General features: G+C 43.7%; 16 protein-coding genes. 2 read left to right on the forward strand and 14 right to left on the reverse strand.

Annotated elements, in window-relative coordinates; translation table 11 throughout:
- Positions 1-9: 9 nt before the first annotated feature.
- Positions 10-327 (forward strand): hypothetical protein, encoded by a 318-nt coding sequence (locus HUG15_RS19650; RefSeq protein WP_200123699.1) that lies wholly within the window; start codon positions 10-12, stop codon positions 325-327.
- Between the two features lie 239 nt (positions 328-566).
- Here HUG15_RS19650 and HUG15_RS19655 read toward each other — a convergent pair whose 3' ends face one another.
- The 8 genes from HUG15_RS19655 to HUG15_RS19690 form a co-directional block, all read right to left on the reverse strand.
- On the reverse strand, positions 567-878 hold the full coding sequence (locus tag HUG15_RS19655) for a DUF4176 domain-containing protein (protein WP_200125008.1): 312 nt from the start codon (positions 876-878) through the stop codon (positions 567-569).
- Between the two features lie 150 nt (positions 879-1,028).
- Complete coding sequence (locus HUG15_RS19660; RefSeq protein ID WP_200125011.1) at positions 1,029-1,358, reverse strand: hypothetical protein; 330 nt, start codon at positions 1,356-1,358, stop codon at positions 1,029-1,031.
- Between the two features lie 230 nt (positions 1,359-1,588).
- Positions 1,589-3,205 carry a T7SS effector LXG polymorphic toxin gene (locus HUG15_RS19665; RefSeq protein WP_211202277.1) on the reverse strand — a complete coding sequence of 539 codons (1,617 nt, stop codon included), beginning with the start codon at positions 3,203-3,205 and terminating at the stop codon, positions 1,589-1,591.
- A 19-nt stretch (positions 3,206-3,224) separates the two neighbouring features.
- Positions 3,225-3,494, reverse strand: a complete 270-nt coding sequence (locus tag HUG15_RS19670; RefSeq protein WP_200125014.1) for a DUF5344 family protein — start codon at positions 3,492-3,494, stop codon at positions 3,225-3,227.
- Positions 3,495-3,573: 79 nt separating this feature from the next.
- Positions 3,574-3,843, reverse strand: coding sequence for a hypothetical protein (locus HUG15_RS19675; protein WP_200125016.1), 270 nt, complete (start codon positions 3,841-3,843; stop codon positions 3,574-3,576).
- 2 nt (positions 3,844-3,845) lie between these two features.
- Positions 3,846-4,223, reverse strand: a complete 378-nt coding sequence (locus HUG15_RS19680) for a YwqH-like family protein (RefSeq protein ID WP_200125018.1) — start codon at positions 4,221-4,223, stop codon at positions 3,846-3,848.
- Between the two features lie 124 nt (positions 4,224-4,347).
- Positions 4,348-4,551: a hypothetical protein gene (locus HUG15_RS19685; protein WP_200125020.1), complete on the reverse strand. Its 204-nt coding sequence runs from the start codon at positions 4,549-4,551 to the stop codon at positions 4,348-4,350.
- A gap of 434 nt (positions 4,552-4,985) precedes the next feature.
- Entirely contained in the window at positions 4,986-5,789 is an 804-nt protein-coding gene (locus HUG15_RS19690) for an RDD family protein (RefSeq protein ID WP_200125023.1), read from the reverse strand.
- A gap of 98 nt (positions 5,790-5,887) precedes the next feature.
- On the opposite strand from HUG15_RS19690, the gene HUG15_RS19695 reads away from it, so the two are divergent.
- Complete coding sequence (locus HUG15_RS19695) at positions 5,888-6,865, forward strand: stage II sporulation protein M (protein ID WP_343073134.1); 978 nt, start codon at positions 5,888-5,890, stop codon at positions 6,863-6,865.
- 528 nt (positions 6,866-7,393) lie between these two features.
- On the opposite strand, the gene HUG15_RS19700 is transcribed toward HUG15_RS19695, so the two are convergent.
- The 6 genes from HUG15_RS19700 to HUG15_RS19725 all read right to left on the reverse strand — a co-directional run bounded on the left by HUG15_RS19700 (position 7,394) and on the right by HUG15_RS19725 (position 12,424).
- Complete coding sequence (locus HUG15_RS19700) at positions 7,394-7,621, reverse strand: superinfection immunity protein (protein ID WP_211202278.1); 228 nt, start codon at positions 7,619-7,621, stop codon at positions 7,394-7,396.
- A 48-nt stretch (positions 7,622-7,669) separates the two neighbouring features.
- Complete coding sequence (locus HUG15_RS19705) at positions 7,670-8,128, reverse strand: hypothetical protein (protein ID WP_200125027.1); 459 nt, start codon at positions 8,126-8,128, stop codon at positions 7,670-7,672.
- 294 nt (positions 8,129-8,422) lie between these two features.
- A complete protein-coding gene (locus HUG15_RS19710; RefSeq protein WP_200125029.1) occupies positions 8,423-9,790 on the reverse strand; it encodes a DUF58 domain-containing protein in 1,368 nt (455 codons plus the stop codon).
- Complete coding sequence (locus HUG15_RS19715) at positions 9,741-10,661, reverse strand: AAA family ATPase (protein WP_200129069.1); 921 nt, start codon at positions 10,659-10,661, stop codon at positions 9,741-9,743. The genes HUG15_RS19710 and HUG15_RS19715 overlap by 50 nt, the downstream gene beginning before the upstream one ends.
- A gap of 589 nt (positions 10,662-11,250) precedes the next feature.
- Complete coding sequence (locus HUG15_RS19720) at positions 11,251-11,799, reverse strand: DUF4350 domain-containing protein (RefSeq protein WP_200125031.1); 549 nt, start codon at positions 11,797-11,799, stop codon at positions 11,251-11,253.
- Positions 11,792-12,424: a DUF4129 domain-containing protein gene (locus HUG15_RS19725; RefSeq protein ID WP_200125033.1), complete on the reverse strand. Its 633-nt coding sequence runs from the start codon at positions 12,422-12,424 to the stop codon at positions 11,792-11,794. Before HUG15_RS19725 ends, HUG15_RS19720 begins: the two co-directional genes overlap by 8 nt.
- Between the last annotated feature and the right edge of the window lie 3 nt (positions 12,425-12,427).

Genomic DNA, 12,427 nt, shown 5'->3' on the forward strand with positions numbered 1-12,427 from the left:
GTGTTTAAAATGAGGGAATACATGACACTCGCGGAGACTCTCGATCTCCTACACAATTATGAGATTGACTGCGATGAATTAGATGTTAGAAAATGGATCGCTGAAGGTGAAATCGAAGCAACAGAAAATGGAGAAGATTTCAATATTACAGAGCCAGCAGTATTATCGTTTTTGGTCGATTTAAGTCGTGTTGGAACACCCTATGAAAAAGGAATTAGTGATAAAACCAAAATCGTAAGACTCGAGGAAAAAGTGGAAGAGTTACAAAAAAAGATTGATAAGCTGAAATGTGAGCTTGACTTTGAATTAGGGAGACTCCCATTTTAATGGCTAAAGATATTCCCCGCCCATGGGCGGGGAATATCTTATTTCAAGCCGTTCTTTTCATCTGTGGTAAAGGGATCCGCATTGAGTGGTACATTTTCCTGCAAAAGGTGGTAAAAAAGACCGCACAAGTGGTAAGAATTGTCCGCCGTACTCATTCATCGGGGTTGTCGTTTGAAATACTACTTTTATATCTCCCCAAAGTTATTTCCATATATCATCATACATATGATACAAGGTTTTCACGTTTTAGGATCTTCCTCCTCGGTTAAAATATTTCTTAATTCTAGCTCTCCTTCGGTCTCCAATCCTTTAAATATCACTCTCGTTATTTGGTCATGATTAAAAAAAACATTTGTATCGTTTGAGATATGCCCTTGGGGATATGGGCAGGCAACGTAATCCCACTTGTTGTCCTGGTCGATATTCCTTTGTTTTCTGCCATAAATCATGATTGCTTGTTTTACAAAATTCACTTCTACAACGGTCCCAATCGGCAACAACGTTTTACTTTTTGGAAGTTGTAAACTATTAATATGATCTTCCTGATTCATTATCTGATCACCTTAATCAAATTGATTTTAAGTTTAAAGTCTGCATGTTTGGTTAAGCTTATTTCAAACCCATAATCACCAAACTATGTTTCAATGCCAAAACTTCATTTACACGATATACTCAAATCACTCTATGACATAGCTAATACTTTATATTCTATTTTTTTCCTCAATGCTTTCCAGAACTTCTGTTCGAGCCTTAGGATAGTGAAACAACCGTAAAAGTGAAAAACCTGTTAATAAACATAAAGCAATACCAACAGGTATTAAAAAACTCGGATTTACATGGATAATCGATCGAACGATAAAGTATACAACACTTAAACCAAAAAGCGTAAAAGCCATTAAATATACAATGTTATTCATGATCAGTTTAATCCTTAGGGTTCTTAGTTTCATTGATGTTGTATTTATTAACACGCCAATATCTTCTCGAAGCTCCTTCCAAATTCCAGTATACATATGAAGTAATGTTTTCACGTCTTGATACCCCTCTTCATTTATATTTAATAAACTCTTAACCTCAACTCCCCTTTCTTCTCTTTTGAAATTTTGGTTCGAGTGTAATGGTAGGTTACATAATCCCGAATATATCTTGATCTAACATTTTTTCACTTTCTGCCCATGCATAATTACTTTGTGACATTGACATCATTTCTTTTCGGAAGTTACAAACTATGAATCATCATCTTGAGCCACATTCGATTACCTTAATCAAATTTCACTCCAAATTTAAAGCCTAATATTTTGCTTAAACTTAGCTCAAATCCGCCATCTCCAAACTCTGCTTCTCCACCGATTGCCCCTGCATGACCGCCTAGAGTAAGTTCTACATCTGTATCGGTAAATGGAATTGTCATCGAACCCGATAACTCCCCGCTAGCTAACGATGCATGGGCTCCCGCTCCAATGCGGTCTTCATCTACTCCCACAAAAGCTCTTGCTTGTAGAAGTTGGCCCTCGGCCTCGCCTCCAAATTCTCCATCATAAAAATCAGGATCCCAACTCGTTCCAGCGCTTCCCTCAACTAGTGATCCGTCAACTCTTGCCGTAGGAGCATAAACATCAAATGGCAAAAATTCAACTTCTTTCACGGATGCTTCTGCTGATCCATTCGCCAAAGAATAGGAACCGTCAACAGTGGTATTATCATACTCACCCTCAATAGCTGCATGCACTGCTGAACCTTCGGCACTCCCGCCTATATATTCTTCTTCAATATCATACCTTCCAGCGCCAACAGGTGCTGTCCAGTTCTCATTAATCTCAATTTCTTCTCCGGCAAAAAAGTTATGACCTGGGTCATGAGCGATACATGAGCCACCTATTTCGCCTTGAAAGACATCGGTAGGGTCCGAAGATTCAACACCGATATTCCTATAAAAATCGTTACTTAACCCATGTTGGCTCATAGCTTGATTGTTACCCTTGGACCCCATAAGCAACGGATTCAAATGAGGCGCCTCATGCCCATTCATCTGTGTGTTCATAAAATAAAAATCGTTAAAATTCATTTGGGATTGAACATTTTGATTATCTGGTTGAAAATCGGAAATAAAGGCGTTCATCGGAGATTGGGCGAACCCAAACGGGCTTGCCTGCAAATGATGCGCCGGATGCATTTGACTCACGCCCGGCATTTGAGCCGCCGCCTGATGCATGGCAGGTTCGAGCGCTTGGTACGCATCCAAGTCCGAAAGCTGCGTGCGTTGGTAACCGACGACGCCAAGACTCCCGTCATTAATGTTGGCGCTGATGTCGGCAAGATACGTTTGCATTTGCAACATATTCTCCTTCACTTCGGAGAGCAGGTTCGTTTGCTCGGCGTCAAAGGCATCCAGTTGCTGAATCGTTTCCACACGATGACGATTTCCTTGATCGATGCCTTCCATGACTTGGGCATCCGACAGCGGTTCCAAATAGACGATATCATTCACACTTCGCAACACATCATTCGTCTCCGACGTAAGGTCTTCCACAAGGTTGGCCATGTTTTGCAATCCGCTATGTAATTCATGTTCCAAATAGTTCCGGTCAATCACCCCGTTGGATGCCGGTTCAAAGCCGTCGATGCGTGAACGAATGTCCGTGAGTGTCATCTCAAATGTTTCCAATACGCTGTCGTACAATGCCAAAAACGGTTCGTGGCAGTCAGCAAAGAAACTGCGTATAGCTTCCCCACCTTGCCCTTTTAAATCGCCTTGCAATCCGATGAACTGATGAACGGCTTGCCGAATCGGCACCAACTGGTCACGGTTGCTGGCGATACTCTCCAGTACGTCATCGATCCCTTCCTTTAATGGGGCTACTTCCAATCGTTTCATCATTAAAGTCCTTTCTTATTCTTTAATTCATTGACGATGCCAAGGAGGTATCCGTTTGCTTCAATGTCGAGATATGGCTTTGCGTCGTCTGTACGTTACTCGTCAACAATGCTCGGTAACTATTCGTAAGATCATTCGCCAACGCACACATTTCATTAAGTTCATCCACCATATTTAAGACATTATTCTGGCCCACACTTGAAGAATAATTGGCATTAAGCTGGTTTGCACCGGCTGAAATGGTCGTCAGCCCATGCTCGACCGATCCATACGTGACCTTTATTTCATTCACATTATTCCTCCGTCCGTTCGATTGATCTAATCTCTAGCATAAAATACCAAGAAAAGAATGAAAAGGGGTAAAACAGTAATTATTGTTTGGAATAGAACATTTTTTTATAAAGAATTAATCCCGTGATTGCCGGTATGGTAAATAAGTAAATTGATAATGCGCTCCAATGCACAGCAAAAGCAACAACCGTAAATCCTACACTTGCTAAAACAAAAAATGTAAATCCAAAAACAAAAAACAATGCAACCGCAACGGCAGGCAATGCAGCAAATCCATCCGATTTCAAATCTTTTATTCCTTGCATGAGTTCAGACCATGATTCTTTATAGGTGCTAAGAAATGTCTTCATGTTTAATCCTCTTTGATCTCTTTTTCCAATGAATCTTTCAAACCGTCTAATTGCGTGATCTGTTGGGTTATTAAATTATTTGTTTGGTCAATCCGCGCATCCACTTGGTCAATGGCTTCCGGAACCTTCACGTCAGCAAGATTGTCATAAGGCGTGACAATACCGGAATCCCTTATATCATCAAACTTAGTTGCATGTTCCCCGTGCCACGTGTCAGCCGTAAGTTCCGGTTCCTTAAAATCCGACTTGGCACTATCCAAGGTCGATTGTCGGGAGATTAGGCGGGCACGGCATTCCTGCAAACGTTGCAAGTCCTCTCTCGCAGATGCCAACGTGCCTTCAGCCGAACTGATTTGCGAGCGTAATCGTTCTTCGGACATGAGCATCACCCTTTTTCAAAAGCTTGGTTCAATGTAGCATTTTCCATGTAAATCTTTTTACATCCATAAATTATCATAGTTTTCATGCCGTTACAAAGATTTGATGAATCCCTGCCTTATAAGGTCATTCCACTCCATTGGCGACCTCTTCAACTGTCCGGTCGTCACGTATAGTTCCGTTAAAGATATACGCTGATAGTTCATAATCTACCTTGGTATCAAGTCTCGATAAATACTCCCCAACCTCAGGCCACTTCCCTGAAGAAATGAGTTCATCGGGATAGGGGATATCCGGATTGAAATCGTGAACCGCTTCCCAACGATCCAAAGGGTATATGTTTTTTAGAAAAACGTGACATCTCGTCAAAAAATGGTGCATTTATCCTTAAAGTGTAATCATCAAATTTGGAATGATTTCTCAAACAGGTGTACACTGGCAGCTCCAGCGTCCCTAAGAAAAGAAACATCCTCAATTGTCCGTATCTATATTCCCCCGATGGTGGTCATACCCAAGATGAGAGGGACGGGATGATATTGCTTACTTTGTTCCTTTCGGTGCGATTCGATCTTCGGCAGAGGGATTACTTTCTCCCTCTTGTTCCTCTCGGTGCGATTCGATCTTCGGCAGAGGGATTACCTTCTCTCTCTTGTTCCTCTCGGAGCAGTTCGATCTTCGGCAGAGGGATTACTAGCGCGCCCGATGCTGGGTAACCGATTAATTCAACCACCCTGCACTAGTGCCTTTACAAAGATCAATAGAATCTATAACTCTCGCTCTTCTCTTAATTCCCGATATAATGCTACCAAAAATGCCTCCGGATTACGTTTCCATCCATTGTGTTTTTCCGGTTCATCAAGGCCCGGTTTTTCCAAAAACCGTTCCATCACTCTGGCACTTAGAGCTCTTTTCTTTTCTTCGGTCAATGTGGGCAATCGCCGGATATATGTATATAATAGTTTCCAATCTTCATGGGAAATCGCTTGTTTCGTTCTTTCACTCAAGATCAGCTTCGGCAAAGCCCCATCATAACCTTGTAATATTTTATTGGCCTTCTGCTTTTTCCGAACCCTGTCTCCATCTGTCTCCACCACGACAACCGTACCGGCCACCAAATCCCCGATTCGTTTATCCCGGGGATGAAATAACATCACAGCGGCTCCAAGAAAATAAAATAACGGCAAAAAATCAATGATGCGAAAAAAATTACGCAATAGATTGGAGAGGAGCGTCATACTTTGCCCCTGATTCTGAATCGTTCTTAATGCCATCATCCTTTTTCCCACTGTCTGGCCTCTCATGAAATATTCCAGCAAAACAAAATAAAGCCCATTCAAAAAAAACACCATTACGATGCCGATGGCAACGACATATTCTGACCAAAGGCCATCCCCCAGAATGGCGGTACTCGAAATAAGCGCGAGAATGAGTACAATATTGATCAACCCGAGTATCAAAACATCAACGAGTTGGGCGGCTGTCCTTCTGCCTAAACCTGCGGTCAGAAACTGTAGGCGTATATGTTCCGGTGTATCAACATGGACATGGCTTTGGCGTTGGTCTGTCATCCTTCATACTCCCTACCTATTATTTAAGATCCAATATATTCCCTTTATTATGTTATCATAGATTAAGGAATGTAAAACAAAAAAAGGAACGGAAATTCATGATGGATATACAGGACTTTATTAAAAAACATAAAGCAACGTGGAGAGACTTGGAAGAGAAGGTCGCGTTTTTTCGGAAACGACCCAAAGAGATTCAAGGCAAACATATCGATGAGCTTACCCAGGCATACAAAAAAGTGTCTTCCCATTACGCTTATCTTAAAACGATTGATCCCCGGGATGAGGCAACCCTATATCTGAATCAATTGGTCTCAAGTGCTCATCACCTTTTATATCAAGAGCAAAACCGCAGCTCACAGCAGCTGAAATATTTTTTTCAATCCTATTTTATCGCGCTTATTCATAAACGTCGTTTTTTCATCGTGCTGGCATTCCTATTATTTACGCTAGGGGGAGCCTTTGGGGCTGTCTCCATAGCCATGGACCCCCTCAACCTGTATCTCATTCTTCCGCCGGAAATGACTGCCGGGATAGATCCCGAACAGATCGGGGAAGGACATGATCAAATTAGCGAACCGCTCATGGCTACTACCATTATGACGAACAACATTCAGGTAGCCATCTTGGCATTCCTGGGCGGGATTACCTTCGGCATTTTTACCGTTTATATTTTACTTTTCAACGGCTTGATTATCGGAGCAATGGCAGCCGTATTTTGGCAAGCCGGCCAGACCTATATGTTTTGGGCATATATTCTGCCGCACGGCATCCTGGAATTGGCGATTATTTTTGTAGCCGGAGGGGCCGGTCTCTATATGGGATACCGGATGCTCGTGCCGGGGACTGCGCCGCGCAAATACCAAATCGGTCGCGCGGCAAGCGAGTCCCTTCAACTGTTGCTCGGCACCATTCCGCTCTTCGTCATTGCAGGTCTCATTGAAGGGTACGTGACCCCTTCCACGACACTTTCCCCGGAAATGAAATATGCCTTTGCCTTGATGACACTTGCCCTCATTGTCCTGTATTACGTGTACGGCATATATAAACGAAAAGAAATGGCCCCCGAATCGCGATGATCTGCCAATTGAAAGACTCCATTTGCAAAACGTGTGATCCAAATGGAGTCTTCTAATCAGGCGCGTTGATTATCCAAATTTATCCGATAAAATAGCTTACACGAATATAACGCTTCGTGAAGCCCTATTAAAGATGAAAAGGATGTTAAACATACCATTTTTTTGTTATTTGCGGACAAATTTGGCGTTCAGCTACCATTATGAGTCCCCAAAACCCGAGCCTGAGGACTCATTTGGCTTCTGAACAACGCTTTGAGTCTGCAGATCCTGTTCCTGAGGACTCATTTGGCTTCTGAGCAACGCTTTGAGGCCGCAGATCCTGTTCCTGAGGACTCATTTGATACTAAGCATTGGTTTCTCGTTTCATACCGAAAGGTATTTCTATCATTAGAAACTTTCGATAGATAACATTTGCACTAAGATGCCTTGGATTGCTGCGTGATCGAACATATAGGTGACCTATGTGAAGGTATTTTAAGGTAAATCAACGCGCCTGTCTTCTAATGAATTTATGTATATGCTTTCATCTTAGAATTCCTTATCCGGCAAAAGAGACCAAATGATTAATATTATCCATCCGATACTGCCTATGAGCCCCAATGTCATAAGAAAACCAAATACAATCAGGTTAAAAACCATGATTGCACCGCTGCTTCGTTTTTTTCGCACCAAAGCGATGATTGTGGGCAAAAAATATAAGCCGACGCTCACAACTAACGCGGCAACCGTTAATAAAAAATTAAAAATAACGTCCATTATATCCACCTCTCTCGGTAAAATAAGTTCCATAAAAATAGATATAAGTTAAAAGCACTCTCTTTTAATCTCAGTTATGGTTGGATCATCATAAGAAATAACATCAATAATATGGTCTAAAGCAACAATTTCATAATGTACATAAGGGTCATCCGGATAAATATCAGAAGCGATTGTTCTATTGTCAATAAAATCTAAATAACTTGATTTTGTAAAGATACGAAAACAATTTCCCTCAAATGTTTCAGCGACGTGTGAAAAAGCAAATGACTCATCATTGACGGTGTAAGATATATACGTTTTAAAATCGATTTGTAATAATGGCATTTCTTCATCAACCACAATGGGAAATGTATCTTTTATTACATGTGTCCCAATGTCAATATCTTCTTTCTGCCGGCTTACTTTACATCTTTCAATCAAAACCCTTAACGAATTGGGGCGAGGTTCCAATAAGCTGTGTAAATAGATATAAGTTTTCGATGCCATTAATTGTTTATAATCCATCAGTCATCCCTCTCAATCATTCAATAGCTCCTCTATATGTAGCGATCAGGCAAAAAAGAACAAATCATTAAAATGATCCATCCGATAAGGCCCATCAAAAACATCACAAATAAAAAAAGAAAACTTACCATCAAATTGCAAACAAAAATCGCGCCACTCCTGAATTTTTTCTCTTCACGGAGATAATCGTAGGTAAAAAACACACCCCGGCCATGACGGCTAAAAAAACCAACGAAACAATCGCTTCCATAGATTCACCTCCTTTGATTGAAGCAGTGATATCACTTAAAAATGTCACGCCTCTTTCTCTCGTAAATCCAAATAAGCGTTAACCGCCGTTAACGAAAATTGATCAGCCGGCACATCCAACGCTTCCGTGCCGATACTGGCCATTTTTTTCAACATTTGCCTGCGCTGCAATGTCATATGGTACGCGACACTGCGGATATAAGCCGTTTTCGTATCGTTCACTTCGGTTTTTTTCCATTGAAAAAGCAACGGATCCTGCAAGGACAACAGCAATAAAGCATGGCGTTTTCCAAGGCGGTGTAAGTATGGCAAAAGTTGATCCTCAAACAGATAATTCTCCATATCCGAAAAGAGTACGAGGAAAGACCGGCGCTTCTGATAACGTGTTAGGGTTGTGAATGCCAGGCTATAATCGGATTCGCTGTAATCGCTTTTCAGGTTATAGACCGCTTCCAAAATCGTCTGAAAGTGAGCCAATCCTTTCCCTGCCGGCACATACGTTTTTATTTCTGCAGAAAAAGCCAGAACCGCCACCTGGTCCCCTTGTTTCAGGGCCACCGCGGCCATCGTTAAAGCCACTTCCAAAGACCGGTCCAACTTGACGTGATTGTCCAGCTCCACGCCCATCATTCTGCCGCAATCGATGAAAAGTGTTACCACTTTCCCGCGCTCCGGTTGAAAAACGTTGGTCATCACTTCCCGATGGCGGGCAGAAGCTGCCCAGTTGATGGTACGCAGATCATCATCCGGCACGTATTCGCGAATATGGTCGAATTCGGTACCGGCAGTTGTTCTGCGCCTTACTCTTTGCCCGTCGATCACAAGATGTTGCTGCAGGGAAGATAAATTCCCTCTTACATTACGTAAATTGGGATAAACGCGAATATTAGCTTCGGCGGAAACAATCGCTTGTTTTTTCCACAACCCGATGATCCCCGAATACCTGGCGTATAAATAATGGAATTGGTAATCGCCTCTTTCTTTCGTCCGGCTCCGGTAAGCTAACGTTTTTTTCCCCTTCCTAACGATCCCGGTTAAGGAAGGTGACGGTTCAAATTCAGCAGGCAAATCATCTTTAATCTCGATCGCAATTGGATGATTACTCCGGTTCTCCACCGCGATGGTTACATCAAAAGGTTCCCGGGCATCCACTTTTTCGGGAAGATCCCGCTGCAATCGTATGTCCTTCCTCGTTGGCGTAAGGAGGACATCAATGAAACTAAACACCAGAAGCAAAGCGTTATACAGCCAGAACATCGTAAAACCAAGGTTCCACAAGCCGGCCACTGCGATGAAAATAACCCCGGCAAGTGCCAGATAAAATAGCCGTTTCGTGGGAAGAATCGTATCGCGAATCAGCCATTTATCGAGGAACCGTAATGGAGGCCATGATCTCCCGGATGATTTGGTCACTGCTTCCTCCCTCCAATTCCACCTGCGGAGTTACGATAATGCGATGGCGTAAAACGGGAAGGGCGACAAACTTAATGTCATCAGGGGTAATATACGTCCGGCCTTCCATTACGGCTAACGCCCGGCTCGCCATTAACACGGCAATGCCCGCCCGGGGGCTTGCCCCCAATTGCACACGACCCGTCTCTCTCGTGGCTCGAATAATCTGGGTCATATAATCATATAACGAGTCTTCCACCTTCACTTCCAACAATGCCCGACGTTTTTCCCGCAATTGGTTCCAATCAAAAACAGGCGCATACGCGTCATCCTCTTCCTGAAAGAAAGGAACATGCCCTTTTAACATTTTCTGTTCATGTTCTTGAGCAGGATAATCCAAAATCAATTTGAACAAAAACCGATCCAGTTGGGCTTCAGGTAGCGGATAGGTGCCTTCGGATTCAACGGGATTTTGAGTGGCAATGACAAAAAACGGATCCGGCAGCGGATAAGTTTCACCTTGAATGGTCACTTGCCGTTCTTCCATCGCTTCCAATAAAGCCGATTGCGTCTTCGGCGGCGTACGATTAATTTCATCGGCCAGCAACAAATTGGCAAAAACCGGCCCTTTGACGGTTTGAAATTGATTGGCCTGCATATTAAAGATCACATTGCCCGTGAGGTCACTGGGCATCATATCAGGGGTAAATTGCACACGACGATAATCACCCGCCGTCAATTCCGCCAACGTGCGCACCATTTTTGTTTTTCCCAGTCCCGGTACACCTTCCAGCAGCACATGCCCGCCAGCCAGCAATGCCACGGTTAACAGACGCATATTTTCTTCCTGGCCGTAAATACGCTGTTCCATTTTCTCCATTAATTGTTGCAACGCCTTCACTCCTTCTCCAGCCATTCAATGATCTCGTTGATCTGGTTGCTTTCCCGCAAAAATTGTTTTTCCGACAATCGGGCTGAACCATTCCGAGCCCGCAGCATTTGTAAAACTTGCTCCAACTGCTCGACATCCTTTTCTTTCCAATGATCACCGGCCACTTCCACGGCGACTTCAACGGACACGTTGGCGCCAAGGCTCCATTTGTCTTGTAACAAGCTGCGGAGATAATCTTCCTGATGGCGCATCGCTTCGTGTTGCAAACGACCGCGTTCATACCAACCGGCTACGGCCAGCAGTGTCTCATCTCCTCTGCGCACTCGCCACTCTCTCGGCACATACGCCCGTCCGAAGCGCTTGCCTCTCCACCATAACCAAAGAACAACGGCAATGACCACCTGAATGGTGGCAATCAGCAAAACGTCCGGGTATACAGCCCATATCCCCGCATCTTCCTGATATCCATGATGATATTCGTCTATCCATACAGCACTCGTCTCCTCTTGAACATGAGGCTGAACCATTTCCAAATGATCAAGTTCAAGAATATGATCATTCGTGACCCAACCCGGTGTCAAAAAGACCGTTAAACTTCCGGCACCGATCGTTTTTTCCAAAGCCAATATGCCATCATCATCCGAAACAAGCACTTCAATGTCGTCTTCATTCTCCTCCTCCAGGGCAAGGCGCAAAGGTGTATCGACGGTCGCGTCCAACGTTTCATCACCCGGATGCCAATGAACGGAACCTTCACCCTCTTCATACGCCCCATATCTTCAACCTCAAACCCTGGCCATTCCATGGGTTCCTCGTCAAATAAGATAAGGTCGTTGCCATCTTCCAGCCAATCCAGCATCCATTCCCGTTCCGCAGAAAAATCCATGAATGGCTGAATCAACAGCACCGTGTGATCCTCTTCCTCGGGAAGAAAACGCCAGGGCTGATTCCATTCCTGTACCGGAACACCGCTCTCCTCCAACCACAACGACACTGCCTTTGTGCCATCGGGAGCAGGAGAAAATGACACATACGGAGAGAAATCTTCTCTGTCCGGCTGAAAAATAAAAAGGCCCAAGATGATGAATAAGAGGATACAAACGAGTATGCCGGTATGGAATCTGTTCCATTTACCCATTTGTCTCACCTGCTCTCATCTCTTCCTCCACCTTTTGCAAAAAACGCTCAAAATCGCGAGCTGAAATCTCTTCCTTTCCATACCAGACACGATCAAATAAATGCGCGGCTTCCCGAAAAAAAGGCAGGAGTTCTTTCTTTCGGCTATGTATTTCACGGGCATATTCACCGTTTGTTTTCCAAGCTTCCACTTGCAAAACATTGTGTGACTCCCAGTGCATCAGCAATCCCAAAAATGCATAACGCACCCCTTCCTGGCGCTCGTTTCTGTCCCGGGACGCTTTCGCTTTGTGCAGATAATCTCCCGCCTTTAACTCCAACTCTTCCTCTTCCAACAACACGTTCCCGGACATATACTTACGCCGCACCATTTGAGTGGATAACCAATACATAAGAAACACGATCAAACCGAGCGCGATAACCACCATGACATAAGGAATAACGGCCATAAATCCGTCATCCGCCGCGGTTTCGGGCAACCAGCCAAACAACCGCTCCTCGACCCATTGCCAAAGTTGTTCCAACAATGGTTCATGTTCGTCGCGATGCTGAACGAATTCTTCCCGATTTAAGATCTCCCGTAAATGTTCCCGGTCCTCTTGTAACGATTCATGTTGATTTGGCATAAC

Origin of the sequence: Salicibibacter cibarius, assembly GCF_016495725.1 — a bacterium.
GTDB lineage: Bacteria > Bacillota > Bacilli > Bacillales > Marinococcaceae > Salicibibacter > Salicibibacter cibarius.